The organism is Kitasatospora sp. NPDC093679 (assembly GCF_040683455.1).
GTDB classification, from domain to species: Bacteria; Actinomycetota; Actinomycetes; order Streptomycetales; family Streptomycetaceae; genus Kitasatospora; species Kitasatospora arboriphila.
Map to the genome: position 1 here is coordinate 74,047 of NZ_JBFBDW010000015.1, position 14,853 is coordinate 88,899.

Sequence of the window (14,853 nt, forward strand, 5' to 3'; positions counted from 1 at the left end):
CGGACCGCGCCGCAACCGTGCCCGGACCACGCCCGATCCACGCCCGGTCCCACGCCTGGAACGCACCTGGACTTGCACTTAGGAAACACTGTTGTTTAACTGGCGCCATGACCACCGCGAGCACCCCGCACCCCGAGCACCCCGCACTCCGCGTCGGCCTGGTCGGCTACGGCCTGGCCGGCGCCGCCTTCCACGCCCCGCTCATCGCCACCACCCCGGGCCTGCGGCTGGAGGCCGTGGTCACCGCCAGCCCCGAGCGCCGCGAGCAGCTGCGCCGCGAGCACCCGCAGGCCCGCGCCGTCGACACCGCCGAGCAGCTGCTCGCCGACCCGTCCGCCCTCGACCTGCTGGTCGTCGCCTCCCCCAACCGCAGCCACGTGCCGCTCGCCCGCGCCGCGCTGGAGGCGGGCCTGCCCGTGGTGGTGGACAAGCCGCTGGCCGCCACCGCGGCCGAGGCCGCGGGCCTCGCCGACCTCGCCGAGGCCCGCGGCCTGCTGCTGACGGTCTTCCAGAACCGCCGCTGGGACGCCGACTTCCGTACCGTCCGGCAGCTGGTCGCCGACGGCTCGCTCGGCACCGTGCACCGCTACGAGTCGCGCTTCGAGCGCTGGCGCCCGGAGCTCAAGGAGGGCTGGCGCGAGTCCGCCGACCCGGCCGACGCCGGCGGCATCCTCTACGACCTCGGCAGCCACCTCGTGGACCAGGCGCTGACCCTCTTCGGCCCCGCCACGCACGTGTACGCCGAGGTCGACGCCCGCCGCACCGGCGCCGCCGCGGACGACGACGCCTTCGTGGCCCTCACCCACGCCTCCGGCGTCCGCTCCCACCTGTGGATGAGCGCCCTGGCCGGCCAGCTCGGCCCCCGCCTGCGCGTCCTCGGCGACCGAGCCGCGTACACCGTGCACGGGATGGATCCGCAGGAGGACGCGCTGCGCGCCGGACAGCTCCCCGGCCCCGGCTGGGGCGAGGTCGCCGAGGCCGACCGCGGCCTGCTCGGCACGGTCGACGGCGCGGCGCCGCACCCCTCGCTGCCGGGCGACTACCCCGCCTTCTACGCCGGTGTCGTCCGTGCGCTGCGCGAGGGCGCGGCCGCCCCGGTCGACCCGCGCGACGCCGTCGCCGCCCTCGCCGTGCTGGAGGCCGCCCGGCGCTCCGCCGCCGAGGGCCGTACCGTCGCACTGACCGAGGAGGACGCCCGATGACCGAGCCGATGACCGAGCCGGCGACCGAGCCGACGGGCAACCCGTCGAGCAGCCCGAGGAAGGGTCCCGGGACGCCCGAGGAGATCGCCGCCCTGATCCACCGGATCGAGGACGAGGAGCGCCGGCTGCGCCTGCCCGGCTTCGACAACGAGGACGCCTGGCGGCTCGGCACCCGGCTCGTCGAGCTGGCCCGGGCCGAGCAGGCACCGGTCGTGGTCGACGTCCGCCGCAACGGCCGGCAGCTCTTCCGCTTCGCGCTGCCCGGCAGCTCGGCCGACAACGACGCCTGGATCCTGCGCAAGACCCGGACGGTGGACCGCTACGGCTGCTCCTCCTACCTGGTGGGGCTGCGCTTCGCGGCGAAGGGCGAGACCTTCGAGGAGAAGTCCCGGCTCGACCCGGACACCTACGCCGCGCACGGCGGCGCCTTCCCGGTCACCGTGGAGGGCGTCGGCGTGGTCGGCACGGTCGCCGTCTCCGGCCTCCCCCAGGCCGAGGACCACCGACTGGTGGTCACCGCCCTGGAGCAGCACCTCGCCGCGGCCCGCCGCGGCGCCTGACGCCGTCCGAAGCACCCGCCCGGCCCGCCCGGCCCCCGGTCCACGACCGGGGCCGGGCACGTCAGTCCTCCAGCGCGTCCCGGACGAGCCGGTGCGCGTAAGCGGTGTCCAGACCGTCCGGCCGGAACAGGACCCGGTAGACCAGCGGCGCCACCACCCGGTCGAGGACCGTCTCGGCGTCCGGTGCCGCCTCGCCGCGGCCGGCCGCCCGGTCCAGCAGCGTCCGGATCTGCTCCGCGGCGTACTCGGAGCAGCGGCCGGCGTTGCCGCCCTCCGGGTCCCCGAGCAGCGCGTCGCGGAGGTACGAGCGGCCCGCGGGCGCGGCCGTCTCCTCCAGGAACTGCTCGGCCCAGGCGCGCAGGTCCGCCGCCAGCGAGCCGTGGTCCTCGGGCGGTGCGTCCGGGCGGAGCCGCTCGACCGCGGCGTCGGAGAGCAGGGTCTGCAGGTCTCCCCAGCGGCGGTAGACCGTCGACGGGGTGACGCCGGCCCGGGCCGCGACGAGCGGGACGGTGAGCGCCGACCGGCCGACCTCGGCCTCCAGTTCCCGCAGCGCGGTCCGGACGGCCTCCTGCACCCGGGCGCTCCGGCCGCCGGGGCGCGGCACCGGCCGACCGCTCATCCGGCCGGTCCGCCGCGGCGCCGCGGCCTCACGGCGTGACCCCGGAGCCTCACGGCGCGGTCCCGGAGCCTCACGGTGCGGTCCCGCCGTCCGCCGGGCGGCCCGTCGTGCCGGGGACGGCCAGGAGGCGGTAGGCCGCGCCGTCACGGCGCACCAGGCCCGCGGTCGGCGGCGGGAAGTGGCTGCCGAGCAGCAGGGTGTCGGTGTCGGCGAGTTCGGCGAGGAGCTTGCGGCGGGTCGCCCCGGCCAGTGCCGGGTCGATGTCGACGTGGCTGTGGATGTCGGGCTCGGCGAGCTGGACGGGGTGGTGGATGCAGTCGCCGGTGATCAGGGCGGTGGCGTCGCCGCTCGTCAGCCGGACGGCGACCTGGCCGGGGGTGTGGCCGGGCATCGGGACGAGCGCCACCCCGGGCGCGATCTCCAGGCCGTCGGCGGGCACGTCGAGCAGGTCGAGGAGGCCGTGCTCGGCGACCGGGTGGACGGAGTCGCGGAACATCTGCCGACGGGGCTCCTCCAGCTCGGCGACCGCCCAGTGGTCCCACTCGGCGCGGCTGGTGAGGTACCGGGCGTGGGGGAAGGTGGGGACCCAGGCGTCCCCGTCCCGGCGGGTGTTCCAGCCGACGTGGTCGGTGTGCAGGTGGGTGAGGACGACGAGGTCGACCGATCCGGGCGGGAAGCCGGCCCGTTCCAGGCGGTCGAGGTAGTCGGTGTCGAGCCGGTGCCAGGCGGGGTTGGCGCGGTCCTTGCCGTTGCCGATGCCGGTGTCGACCAGGATCCGCAGGCCGCCCGCGGCCACCGCGAAGGTGTGGCTGGCGAGCCGCAGGACGCGGTCGGCGTCGGCGAAGTCGGGCTGCAGCCAGGGGGCGGCGGCGACCACCTCGGACGTGGCGCCGGGCAGCAGCCAGGGGCCCGTCCCCGGCGGCAGTTCGACCTCGTCGACGCGGTGGACGACGAGGTCGCCCACCGTCCAGGCGGGCGCCGGAGCCGGTTCGGTGGTGGCGGGGTGCAGTAACGACATGGCCGTCCTTCCGGGTGCGGTCGGCGCCGGGCCCGCGGGCGCGGCGGACCCCCGAGCGGCACTAAAGCTCAATCTTTGCGTTAAGCCTACGCGCACGGCGGGCACTGCCCCCGGCCGGGGCGCCGCTACCGCTCGATGTACGACTCCAGGCCGCGCAGGAAGACCTCGACCTTGAACTCGAAGCGCTCGTCGCCGTCACCGTGGACCATCGTCTCCGCCATCTCCTTGAGCAGCGGGAAGCGCTCCTCCGGGAGCCGGGCGAGGTAGTCGCGGACCCCGTCGAAGTAGGCGTCGACGTCCACCCCGGCGGCGATCTTCGCGGTGTAGAGCGAGGCCTCGTAGGCGTCCGAGTCGATCAGTTGGCCGAGGCCGTCCAGCGCGTAGGCGGCGACCTGCCGGGGGATGCCGGCGGAGAGCAGCAGGCCGACGACGAACTCGGCGACCTTCAGCTTGTTGGGGCCGAGCTGGATGCCGCCGAGCGAGACCACGGTGATGTCGCGGTGCGCGGTGTAGACCCGCTGCGCCTCCCGGCAGACCTCCTTGATCTGCTCCTTCCAGCGCTCCGGCTCGGGCCGTCCGGGCAGCCGGATCTCGCCGGAGATGCGCTCCAGCATCAGCTCCAGCAGCTCGTCCTTGCCGGACACGTGGGCGTAGAGCGAGGCGGGGCCGGTGCCGAGCTCCTGGGCGACCCGGCGCATCGTCAGGCCCTCGAGCCCTTCGCGGTCGAGGACGTGGATGCCGGCCTCGACGACGGCCTCGGGCGTGAGCGGCTGACGGGTGTCGGCCCTGCGCGCCTTGTGCCACGGGATCGGGGGCATCTCCGAGGTCACGCGCACCTCTTCCACCTCGGGGGAACGTCCGGTCCGCACGCACGGACGGACGTCCGTGATCGACGGACGTTGACGAACATCGTAACCGAGAGCGAACAGCGTTCGAAGCCGCGAATATTGTTTGACAGAACGCCGATCGACTCCGTAGAACGGTGTTCGTTCGATAGAAACGTTGTTCTTCGTCTGGAGACGCCATGACCGACACCCCCACCCCGTACCGATGGCGGTGGGCCGCGCTGTTCGTGATCCTCGCGGCCGAGGTCATGGACCTCCTCGACTCGCTGGTCACCAACATCGCCGCACCCTCCATCCGCGCCGACATCGGCGGCGGCGAGAGCACCATCCAGTGGATGGGCGCCGCCTACACGCTGGCGATGGCCATCGGCCTGATCACCGGCGGGCGCCTCGGCGACATCTTCGGCCGCCGCCGGATGTTCCTGATCGGCGCCGTCGGCTTCACCCTCGGCTCGATCGGCTGCGGCCTCGCCCAGGGGCCCGACCAGCTGATCGCCGCCCGGGTCTTCCAGGGCCTGCTGGGCGCGGTGATGCTGCCGCAGGGCCTCGGCATGCTCAAGGAGATGTTCTCCGAGAAGGAGCAGGCCTCCGCGTTCGGCATGTTCGGCCCGGTCATGGGCCTGTCCACGGTCGGCGGCCCGATCCTCGCCGGCTGGCTGGTCGACGCCGACCTGTTCGGCACCGGCTGGCGCATGATCTTCCTGATCAACATCCCGCTCGGCCTGTTCGCGATCGCCGGCGGCTTGGGCTTCCTGCCCGAGTGGAAGAGCGCCCGCGCCGTCCGCCTCGACCTGCTCGGCGCCCTGCTCGCCGCGGCCGGCTCGGCCCTGATGATCTTCCCGCTGGTGCAGGGCCGCGAGCACGACTGGCCGCTCTGGGCCTTCGCCCTGATCGCCGCCTCCGTCGCCGTCTTCGGCTTCTTCGGTTGGTACGAGGGCCGGCGCAGCCGCAGCGGCGGGGACCCGCTGGTCGAGCCCAGCCTGTTCGCCAAGCGCGGCTTCAGCGGCGGCATGGTCCTCGGCCTGCTGTTCTTCTCCGCGATGACCGGCTTCTGGCTGACCTTCAGCCTGTACACCCAGATCGGCCTGCACTACTCGCCGCTCAAGGCCGGCCTCGCGGGCATCCCGTCCTCGCTCGGCATGGTGGTCGCGTTCATCGCCTCGCAGGCCCTGCAGCGCTTCGGCCGCAAGGTGATGCACGGCGGCCTGGTCGTGATGGCGCTCGGCGTCGCCGGCATCATGCTCACCCTGCACCTGGCCGGCGCCGGGGTCACCCCGTGGCAGCTCGCCCCGGCCCTCACGGTCACCGGCCTCGGCATGGGCTTCGTGATGGCGCCGTTCTTCGACACGGTGCTCGCCTCGGTGGAACCGCACGAGACCGGCTCCGCCTCCGGCACGCTCACCTCGGTGCAGCAGTTCGGCGCGGCGCTGGGCACCGCCATCCTCGGCACCGTCTTCTTCGAGCAGGTGAAGAGCGGCGACTTCGTGCACGCCGAGCAGGTCACCCTCGGGGTCGAGCTGGCCATGATGGCCGTCGTCTTCGCGGCGATCTTCCTGCTGCCGAAGCACGCCCGGCCGCAGGGCGGCGAGGGCGGCGAGGACGCTCGGGACGGCAGCGCCGAGGCCGGCGAGCCGGCCGCCCCGGTGCACGCCTGATCCGCTCCCTCCGAACGGCTGCGGCCGCCCGCGCGGGGCGGGCGGCCGCAGCCGTTCCGCGTGTCCGGCAGGCCGCACGGGACGGCGGTGTGTGGCGCGCCGCGAACCGGGCAGAAGCGCCGCCGCAGAGGAACGCCCGCACGGCCGTCCGCCGCCGGGCCCGTCCTAGGAGGAGCGCCGCCATGACCACCGCGCTGCCCCGGCTCACCGGGGAGTACGTGCTCGATCCCGCCCACAGCCGCATCGGCTTCGTGGCCCGCCACGCCATGGTGACGAAGGTCCGCGGCTCCTTCGACGAGTTCGAGGGCACCCTCCACCTGGACGGCGACGACCCGGCCGGCTCCCACGGCCGCGTCACCGTCCGGGCCGACAGCATCGACACCGGCAACAAGCAGCGCGACCAGCACCTGCGCACCAACGACTTCCTCGACGCGCCGAACCACCCCGAGATCACCTTCGTCTCGACCGCCGTCGAGCAGGTCGGCACCAACCGCTACCAGGTCACCGGCGACCTCACCATCAAGGCCACCACCCGGACGGTCACCCTCGACTTCGAGTACACCGGCAACGCCGTCGACCCGTACGGCAACCTCCGGGTCGGCCTGGAGGGCACGGTCACCGTCAACCGCAAGGACTTCGGCGTGAACTGGAACGCCGCGCTGGAGGGCGGCGGCGTCCTGGTCTCCGACCGGGTCGTCCTGGAGTTCGACGTCTCGGCCATCAAGCAGAACTGAACCGCGCCGCCCGGCCCGCAGCCAGAAAACACCGGCCGCCCGGCCGCTTGGGCCGGGCCCGCAGCGGAGAGACGATCCGTATGACCACCGTGCACGAGGAGAACGAGCGCAAGTACGACGGCGCCCTCGACCGCCCGCTCACCGCCGACGGGCTGTCGCAGGTGTCCGGGGTCGTCCCCGGCGGGACGGAGAAGCTGAACGCCGTCTACTTCGACACCCCCGACCTGCGCCTGCTGCGCAACGGGATCACGCTGCGCCGGCGCAGCGGCGGCCACGACGCCGGCTGGCACCTGAAGACGCCGGGGTCGAACGGCATGCGCGTGGAGACCCGGCTGCCGCTGGCCACCGGGCACAAGCGGCGGCCGCCCAAGGAGCTCGTCCGGCTGGTCCGGGGCGCGGCCCGCGGCGAGCGGCTCGCCCCGGTCGCCCGGCTGAAGACCGAGCGGACGATCACCCTGCTGGTCGACGCCGAACGCCGCACCCTCGCCGAGCTGGCCCGCGACCGGGTGTCGGCCAAGGCGCCCACGGTGGACACCGCCCCCGGTGCGGGACCGACGGTGTGGACGGAGACCGAGGTCGAGCTGGCCGACGGCGACCCCGAGCTGCTGGACGAGGTCGAGGAGCGGCTGCGGGCGCGGGGGCTGCGCAGATCCGCGGCGAGTTCCAAGCTCGGCCGGGTGCTCGGCGAGCGCCTCGAATCACCGGCCGACCGGGCCGACCCGCCGGAGGGGTCCGTCGCCGCGGCCCTCACCGGGTACCTGCGCGAGCAGGTCGCCGCCGTGCACGCCCTCGACCCGGCCGTCCGCGTCGACCGGCCGGACTCGGTGCACCGGCTGCGGGTCGCCGTCCGTCGCATCCGCAGCGCGCTGGCCGCGCACCGCAAGCTGCTGGACCGCTCCGTCACCGACCCGCTGGAGCAGGAGCTCCGCCGGTTCGGCAAGGTGCTCGGCAGGGCCAGGGACGCCGAGGTGCTCGGCGAGCGCCTCGCCGAACAGGCCTCCGGACTGCCCGCGGCCGGCCGGCCCGCCGAGGTGTCCGCCCGGATCTCGGCCCGGTACGCCCGCCGCTACCGCCGCGCGCACCGGACGGCGCTGCAGGCCATGGACGGCGGCCGGTACTTCGCCCTGCTGAACGCCCTCGACGAGCTCGCCGCCCGGCCGCCGCTGCGCAAGCGGGCCCGGCGCGGCACGTCCGAGGCCCGGAAGGTCCTGGAGCGGCAGCGCCGGCGGGCCGTCCGCCGCCTCAGCACCGCGCTCGACCTGCCGCCCGGCCGCGAACGCGACGAGGCGCTGCACCGCGCCCGCAAGGCGGCCAAACGGGCCCGGTACGCGGCGGAGTGCGCCGCCCCGGCCGCCGGCCGGCCCGCCGGGAAGCTGCGCAAGCGGATGAAGCGGATCCAGCAGCCGCTCGGCGCCCACCAGGACGGCGTGGTCGCCGAGCCGGCGATCGTGGACGCCGCGGCCGAGGCCCGGCGCCACGGCGAGGACACCTTCGGCTACGGCCTGCTCCACGCGGTGCAGCGGGCCCACGAGGAGCAGCAGGTGGCCGAGGCCGCGAAGGCCCGGAAGAAGGCGCGGAAGAAGGTGAAGGGCTGACATGCGTACCCGTCCGTGCCCCGCGGTGCTGCGTGCCGCCCGCGGCCCCCGCGGTTAGCGTGCTGCCATGGCCGACCGAGAGCAGCCGACGGAGCCGTACGCCCCGACCGTCCGCGATGCCGTGACGAACTACTTCACCGACCGGGTGACGGAGGCCGAGGTGGCGCTGGCCCGGGCGCTGCGGGAGGCCGAGGCGGTGCGCGAGCGCCGGGCCGCCTGCCTCGACGGTGCCCGGCTGACCGACGAGGAGGCCCGGCAGGTCGCCGAGGCCGCCGAACGCCGGGCCGCGCGGATCGCCGCCGCCACGGACGCCCGCCCCGAGGCCCACGCGGGTGCCGTCGCCGCGGCCCTCGCCGTCCGCGAGGGCCTCCGGTCGGCCGGCCACCCGGTCTGACCCCGGGGCGGGCGGGCCGGTCTCACGGCGTGCAGCCGGTCAGCGGCCGGGTGTCGCCCGCCGCCCGCCCGCAGATCCGTTCGGTGACCGGCGTGCCCTGCGGCCCGCGCCGCACCCGGATGACGTGCAGCCCGTGGCCGGGCTGCGGGCCGGTGGCGAGCGGCCGGGTGTCGCGGAAGTCCACGGTGCCGGTGGCCCGGCTCTTCATCTCCACCGCCCGCAGGCCCGCCATCACCGATCCGACGCCGCCGTGCTGGGAGGCCCCGGCCTTGGCGGCGCCGGCCTGGAGCGCGGCGGTGGCGTCGTAGGCGAGCGCGAGCGCGCCGTCGGAGAAGACGTCGTCCTCGTAGGGGTTGCCGCCGGCGGGGGCGAGTCGCAGTTCGGCGGCGGCGACCGCGGCGAGGTCGGAGTCGCGGGCGGTGACGGAGGGGTCGGAGAGCGCGGTGTAGTAGAGGGTGGCCTGCGGTGCCATCGAGGTGGCGCCGGTGCGGAACTGGGCCTTCGTCAGGTCGTCGCCGGTGAGGACGGTGAGCGGCCGGCTGCAGCCGGCGTCGGCGGCGAGGCGCCGCATCAGCTGGTTGACGTCGTCGGCACGGCCGGCCAGGTAGAGCACGGCGGGCGGGTGCTCGGAGTGGCAGCTGGTGCTGAGCGCCGCCTCGAAGTCGGGGTCCCCGTTGCTGGTGAGCCCGTACTCGAGGGGGTGGCCGCCGATGAGCTGGAAGCCGGCCTCCTTGAGCATCGCGGAGCCGTACTGGGCCTGTTCGGGGCTGTACCGGTCGTCGCGGCCGGCGGTGCGGGTGAGGACGGCGGCCCAGCGGTCTGCGGGCGGCACGGCGAGGCCGTCGACGATCAGCCGCAGTGCGGCGGCCTCCTCCTGGTCGGTGGCGGCGAGGCCGAAGTAGTTGACGTGGCCCTTGGCGAGGTAGCTGCCGGAGTTGGTGGTGCTGACGACGGCGAGGCCGGCCTGCTGGAGGAGGGTGAGCGCGCTGTCGCTGTCGGCGGTGTCGCGGCCGAGGCCGACCACGCCGACGATCGAGCGGTCCCGGCGGGCGAGGTCGACGATCCGCTGCACCATGTCGGTCTGGAAGTACATGTCCTGGCCGCCGTTGGCGACCAGCACCTTGATCTTCAGCGGGTCGCCGGGGCCGGCGTTGTTGCGCATCTGCGCGAGGTGGACGCCGGTGAGCTCCTTGAGGCTGTTGAGGGCGCGGGACTGCTGGCCCGCGACGGTGGTGAGCGAGCCCGCGTAGACGACGGTGACGTAGTGGACGTCGGGCAGGGCGTCGACCCGGGCGTTCTCGCGCCGGATCGCCGCCTCCAGGGTCTCCAGGCCGACGGCGGCGCCGGTGCGGTCGGTGTCCTCGCCGGGCAGGGTGCCGCTGAGGCGGACGCCGCCGCCGTCGCCGGCGAAGGAGACGCCGCCGGTGGCGACGCCGACGCACTCGCGGGTGCCGCCCGGGTCCACCCGCCAGAGGGCGTCCGGGTTGGAGCCGAGCAGCCGGGGCCCGCAGTAGCGGTCGCCGAGCTGCTGCACCCGCAGCAGGCCGCCGCAGGCGGCGAGGACGAGGACGGCGAGCACCGTCCAGCGGGACCACAGGAACCACCAGGAGCGGCCGACCGGCACCGGGGCGAGCCGGGTGGTCTCGCCGGCCCCCAGCTGGTGCCGGGTGAGCCGGACGGGCAGCGTCCAGGCCAGCGCCCGGCCGCGGCTGGGGGCCTGGCGGACCCGCAGGTCGCTGACCCAGTTCTCGTACGGGCCGCGGCGGCGCGAGCCGACGGCGTGCACGGTGACGGGGGCGGTGCCGGCGTCCTCCAGCCAGGCGGCGACGTCGGCGTGGGCGACGGCGGCGAGGACGAGCAGCGGGTCCTGCTCGCTGCGGCGGCTGCGGACGTCGGAGATCGCGCCGAGCACCCGCAGCGCGCCGTTGCGGGCGTCCGCGCGGGGCACGAAGACGACCGGCGGGACGCGGCGCTTGCGGCCGCGCAGGTCCGGCGCCCAGGAGCGGTGCGCCCAGCGGAGGTCCTCCAGCAGGGCGAGGGTGCGCAGCTGCAGGTGGAACTGCTGGGCGCGGTCCTTCTCGTCCTCGGGGGTGCCGGGCAGCTGGGCCTTGAGGATCTCGCCGGCGACCTCGCGGGCGCGGGCCCGGGTGACGTCCCAGGACATCCGGGGCCGCCAGAGCGACCAGGCGGCGGCCTGCCGGCCGGACGCGGCGAGGAAGGTGGTGGTGGCGAACCAGCGGCTGGCCCGGCCGAGCCAGGAGAGCGGCGCGGTGTTGCGGCGGACCCAGCCGGTGACGCCGAGCACCAGCAGGGCGGCGAGCAGCACGAGGACGACGACCTGCCAGGTGGCCTGGGTGAGCAGGCTGGTGAGCCCGGCGAGGACGAAGGCGCCGATCAGGCTGGTGGAGTTGAGCACGGGCGACAGCAGCCGCTGCAGTTCGCCGCCGGCCGGGCGCGGTTCGGGCCGCCAGTGCAGGTCGCGGAGCCGGCCGAGGACGGTCTCGACGTGGTCGTCGAGCGGCCGGCCGGCGGCGTCGGGGGCGGCGAGGGCGTGCCGGGCGGCCGACTCGATCGCGGCGACCAGCCGGGAGCGGGGCGCGGGGTAGCTGCGGTACCAGGCGGGGCCGCGGCGGGCCCAGGGGCCCTTGGCCAGCGAGTCGACGATGGCGACGGCGTTGCGGTGCGGGTCGTCGCCGTCCGCGCCGGCGACCACGCGGTACGGCAGTCCGCCGGCCTCCTGCGCCTCCTGGACGGCGTGCACCACGCCGCGGACCTCGCGGTCCAGCTCCGGGTCGTCGTCCTCGGCGTACAGCACGACGACCGGCATCGGCAGCCGGGCGCCGCTGAACTGGCCGATGAGGTCCTTCACCAGCGCGTCGACTTCGTACTTGGCGGTCGTGCGCACACCACCGATCCGCGCGCTCTCGCGCGCCGAGCCCTGAGCCACCTGCACCCCCGTAGCCGCCCCCCGCGGGGCGCACGCCGCGCCCCGGCCTGACCTGGCGTCAGACCGCGAGTGTAGACCCGGGGTGCGACGGCGCACACGGGATCGCGCAGCCCGCGGGCGGCGGACGACCGGGACGGCCGGCTGCTCCGTCGGAGGGACGGCGCTCACCCCGACGGAGCAGTGCCGCGAGCCGCGCCCTGCGCCCGGCGCGCCGCGCGGGAAGGCTGGCGCGGGCGCCGAATTGGAGGGCATCACCGGGGTGCTGCTGCTCACCGAGGAGGACGACTTCAACGCCCTGGCGTCGACGACCCTGCACGAGACGCTGGAGGGCGCGGTGTACCGGCTGGCGCCTGCGGCGGGCAGCCGGGGCGTGGTGGCGCCGTACACCGGCGGCGAGGCGCTGTTCGGCCCGGGTCTGACCCGGCCCGAGCTGGCCCGGCAGTACGGCGAGGGGGCGCGGGTCACCACCTCGCCGGCGGACGGCGGGCTGCCGGCGGGCCACCGGCTGCTCTTCCTGGTGAAGCCGGACGGCCGGCTGCTGCCCGTCACCGAGGGCCGCACCCCGTCCCGGGACCCCGGGGACAGGGCGGTGCTGCTGAGCCCGCCCGCGTGATCCCCCGGCCGGGCCCGGCGCGTCGCGGCGGGCAGGTGGTGCGACGGCGGTGGTGTTGTGCGAGGACCCGGCAGGCGGACCACGACGGGAGGAGGAGCGGGTGGCGACGATCCACGTCCGGGCGGTGAGTCCGCCGGACCTCACCGGGCGGGCGGTCGCGATGCTGGCGGCCGACCCGTGCGTGCTCAACCTGGTGGTGCAGCCGGGTGCGGCCCGGCACCCGGACGGCGACGCGCTGGCCTGCGACGTGCTGGCGGGCGGCGCCAACGAGGTGCTGAACGGCCTGCGCGGACTGGGCCTGGACACCCGCGGGTCGGTGGTCGTCGAACCGGTGGACCTCGCCTTCTTCGGCCCGGCCGCGGAGGCCGGGCGGCGCAGCCTCGGGCGGCGCGTGCACGCGCCGGTCTGGGCCGAGGTCGAGGCGCGGATCCGCGCCCAGGGCAGCTACGCGCCGAGCTTCTACCTGTACCTGGTGGTCGCGGCGCTGCTCGGCGCGGTCGGGATCGTCACCAACTCGCAGATCCTGATCGTCGGCGCGATGGTCGTCGGCCCGGAGTACGGGGCGATCGTGGGGGTGGCGCTGGGCCTGGACCTCGGTGACCGGCGGGCCGTCCGGCGCGGGCTGACGGCGCTGGCCTGCGGGTTCCCGGCGGCCATCGTGATCACCTTCCTGTTCGCGCTGGTGATCCGGGGGTTCGGCCTGGAGTCGCGGGCGTACGACGCAGGGCTGCGGCCGGTGTCCAACCTGATCGGCACGCCGGACTTCTTCTCGGTCGTGGTGGCCTGCCTGGCCGGCGTGGTCGGGATCGTCTCGCTCACCGAGGCCCGGACGAGCGCGCTGCTCGGGGTGTTCATCTCGGTGACGACCATTCCGGCGGCCGCGGACGTCGCCGTGTCCGCGGCGTTCGAGGACTGGGAGAAGTCCTGGGGCTCGTTCCTGCAGCTGCTGCTGAACGCCGGGGTGCTGGTACTGGTCGGCACGGGCACGCTCCGCACCCAGCGCGCCGTCTGGCGCCGGATCGGCCGGCGGCGCGGGCCACCGGCCGCGGACTGAGTCCGCCGGAGGGAGGCGGGGCCGGGGCCCCGCCCCCTGCGGGACGGTCAGGCGGTGGCGGGCGGCGGTCCGCCCGTCCGGGCTGGCGGGGCGGCCCGGTCGCCCTCGGGACCGGTGTCGAGGAACTCCCGGATCGCGAAGCCCAGCGCCACGAAGAAGGTGATCCACAGGACGACGGCCCAGGTCGGGTAGCTCCAGGTCGCCAGGATCAGCGCGCCGACCAGCAGGATGACCACGCCGATCCAGCGCTTCCAGCGGTGCACGAACGGGCCGACCGGGCCGAGCTTCATGCCGAGCGAGTACAGCGCGTCGCGCAGCGAGCCGATGATCCGGCGGCAGGCGGTGCGCACCGCGACGGCGGGCTTCGACGGCCCGATCAGGAAGGCTCCGACCGCGGTGACCACGGCGACGGCGCCGATGGCCCGGATGCTCGCGCGCATGAACCGGATCAGGGTGTCGTAGACCGTCCCGGCGGCCGCCTGGCTGGCGCCCGGTGGCAGGTGGTCGAGGTAGTACGCCCTGAAGATCGTCAGCGCGACGCCGATCAGCAGCATGGCGATCGCGATGCCGATCGCCGCGCCGATCAGCGCCCGGCGGCGGTTGACGGCGAGGAAGACACCGCCGGCGGCCACGATCACCGTGAGGATCGGCAGCCAGTTGCCCATGATCTCCAGCAGCCGGAAGTACGTCCTGATCTTGCCGACGTCCTTGGAGGAGAAGATCACGAAGTTGGTGTGGACGTCCGGGATCTTCGAGGCGACGGAGAGTCCGGAGTCGACCAGTTGGGTCTTCACCTTCGCGATGACGGGCGCGAGGTCGATGGAGACCTGGTTGTTCTCGAGTTTGACGGTGCCGCCGCCCTTGCCGGTGAGCGCCTTGTCGAGCGTGCTGTGGATCAGGCGGTTGGCGTCGACCCAGATGGTGGCGAACTGGTCGCTGGTGACGACCTTGTGGACGGTGGAGCTGATCAGGTCGGTGAGGCCGCTCTTGATCGGGCCGCTGAGGTTGCCGATCAGGTTGGACAGGTTCTCCGGCACGCCCTGCTGGGCGGCGGTGTCCGAGAGCTGCTTGACCAGGGCGTCGACGTCGATCTGGTCGAGCACGACGTTGGTGACCCGGTTGGTGATCGCGTCCTGGACGTCCGGCTCGGTGGCCAGCGGGGCGACGGTCTGCACGTAGCGGTCGGTGTCACCGACGAAGTTGGCCGTCCAGACCGCCATCACCGACAGCATGGAGAGCAGCGAGGCGATCACGATCAGCACCACGGCGCCCGAGGTCCGCCAGCGGTGGTGCTCCCGCTTGTGCGGCGGGGCGGCCGCCTCCAGCGCGGCGAGGCGCGCCTTCAGCGCGGCCACCTCGTCCGGGCCGCCGCCGGCGGCCACGGTGGGCCGCTCCGAGGAGGGCCCCGGGCCCTGGGCGGGCGGCGGCCCGCCCGGCGGGACGGGCTCCGGCGGCTTGCCGTGGCCGGAGCCGCCGGACGCGGATTCGCCGGAGCCGGGCTCCGGTTCGCTCGACGCCATCTGCTCTCCTCGGGTTTGGGCCTGCGGCCGTTCGCCCTACCAGGAGAAGCGCGGCCCGGCGCGGCCACCACCGGGAATGGGCGTACGGGTGGTTCCG

General features: G+C 75.1%; 13 protein-coding genes. 8 read left to right on the top strand and 5 right to left on the bottom strand.

Annotation, left to right across the window (positions count from 1 at the left end):
- Positions 1-107: 107 nt before the first annotated feature.
- Together AB0O09_RS15535 and AB0O09_RS15540 are read left to right on the top strand one after the other, a co-directional pair.
- Positions 108-1,202 carry a Gfo/Idh/MocA family oxidoreductase gene (locus tag AB0O09_RS15535; protein ID WP_363542189.1) on the top strand — a complete coding sequence of 365 codons (1,095 nt, stop codon included), beginning with the start codon at positions 108-110 and terminating at the stop codon, positions 1,200-1,202.
- Positions 1,199-1,762, top strand: coding sequence for a heme-degrading domain-containing protein (locus tag AB0O09_RS15540; protein ID WP_363542191.1), 564 nt, complete (start codon positions 1,199-1,201; stop codon positions 1,760-1,762). The genes AB0O09_RS15535 and AB0O09_RS15540 overlap by 4 nt, the downstream gene beginning before the upstream one ends.
- A 61-nt stretch (positions 1,763-1,823) precedes the next feature.
- On the opposite strand, the gene AB0O09_RS15545 is transcribed toward AB0O09_RS15540, so the two are convergent.
- The 3 genes from AB0O09_RS15545 to AB0O09_RS15555 form a co-directional block, all read right to left on the bottom strand.
- Positions 1,824-2,381, bottom strand: a complete 558-nt coding sequence (locus AB0O09_RS15545; RefSeq protein WP_363542193.1) for a TetR/AcrR family transcriptional regulator — start codon at positions 2,379-2,381, stop codon at positions 1,824-1,826.
- A 70-nt stretch (positions 2,382-2,451) separates the two neighbouring features.
- On the bottom strand, positions 2,452-3,399 hold the full coding sequence (locus tag AB0O09_RS15550) for an MBL fold metallo-hydrolase (RefSeq protein WP_363542194.1): 948 nt from the start codon (positions 3,397-3,399) through the stop codon (positions 2,452-2,454).
- Between the two features lie 125 nt (positions 3,400-3,524).
- Complete coding sequence (locus tag AB0O09_RS15555; RefSeq protein WP_363542196.1) at positions 3,525-4,235, bottom strand: TetR/AcrR family transcriptional regulator C-terminal domain-containing protein; 711 nt, start codon at positions 4,233-4,235, stop codon at positions 3,525-3,527.
- 188 nt (positions 4,236-4,423) lie between these two features.
- Between AB0O09_RS15555 and AB0O09_RS15560 the strand changes: the two genes are divergently transcribed.
- The 4 genes from AB0O09_RS15560 to AB0O09_RS15575 all read left to right on the top strand — a co-directional run bounded on the left by AB0O09_RS15560 (position 4,424) and on the right by AB0O09_RS15575 (position 8,622).
- A complete protein-coding gene (locus AB0O09_RS15560; protein WP_363542198.1) occupies positions 4,424-5,899 on the top strand; it encodes an MFS transporter in 1,476 nt (491 codons plus the stop codon).
- 182 nt (positions 5,900-6,081) lie between these two features.
- On the top strand, positions 6,082-6,633 hold the full coding sequence (locus AB0O09_RS15565; RefSeq protein ID WP_363542200.1) for a YceI family protein: 552 nt from the start codon (positions 6,082-6,084) through the stop codon (positions 6,631-6,633).
- A gap of 80 nt (positions 6,634-6,713) precedes the next feature.
- Positions 6,714-8,228, top strand: a complete 1,515-nt coding sequence (locus AB0O09_RS15570; RefSeq protein ID WP_363542202.1) for a CYTH and CHAD domain-containing protein — start codon at positions 6,714-6,716, stop codon at positions 8,226-8,228.
- Between the two features lie 67 nt (positions 8,229-8,295).
- Positions 8,296-8,622, top strand: a complete 327-nt coding sequence (locus AB0O09_RS15575) for a hypothetical protein (RefSeq protein ID WP_363542204.1) — start codon at positions 8,296-8,298, stop codon at positions 8,620-8,622.
- A gap of 22 nt (positions 8,623-8,644) precedes the next feature.
- Here the strand turns inward: AB0O09_RS15575 and AB0O09_RS15580 are convergent, their stop codons facing one another.
- Positions 8,645-11,527: an ABC transporter substrate-binding protein gene (locus AB0O09_RS15580; protein WP_363542206.1), complete on the bottom strand. Its 2,883-nt coding sequence runs from the start codon at positions 11,525-11,527 to the stop codon at positions 8,645-8,647.
- A gap of 283 nt (positions 11,528-11,810) precedes the next feature.
- Between AB0O09_RS15580 and AB0O09_RS15585 the strand changes: the two genes are divergently transcribed.
- Together AB0O09_RS15585 and AB0O09_RS15590 are read left to right on the top strand one after the other, a co-directional pair.
- Positions 11,811-12,182, top strand: coding sequence for a hypothetical protein (locus AB0O09_RS15585; protein ID WP_363542208.1), 372 nt, complete (start codon positions 11,811-11,813; stop codon positions 12,180-12,182).
- 100 nt (positions 12,183-12,282) lie between these two features.
- Positions 12,283-13,236 carry a DUF389 domain-containing protein gene (locus AB0O09_RS15590; RefSeq protein WP_363542210.1) on the top strand — a complete coding sequence of 318 codons (954 nt, stop codon included), beginning with the start codon at positions 12,283-12,285 and terminating at the stop codon, positions 13,234-13,236.
- Positions 13,237-13,283: 47 nt separating this feature from the next.
- On the opposite strand, the gene AB0O09_RS15595 is transcribed toward AB0O09_RS15590, so the two are convergent.
- Entirely contained in the window at positions 13,284-14,756 is a 1,473-nt protein-coding gene (locus AB0O09_RS15595) for a hypothetical protein (RefSeq protein WP_363542211.1), read from the bottom strand.
- Positions 14,757-14,853: the final 97 nt, after the last annotated feature.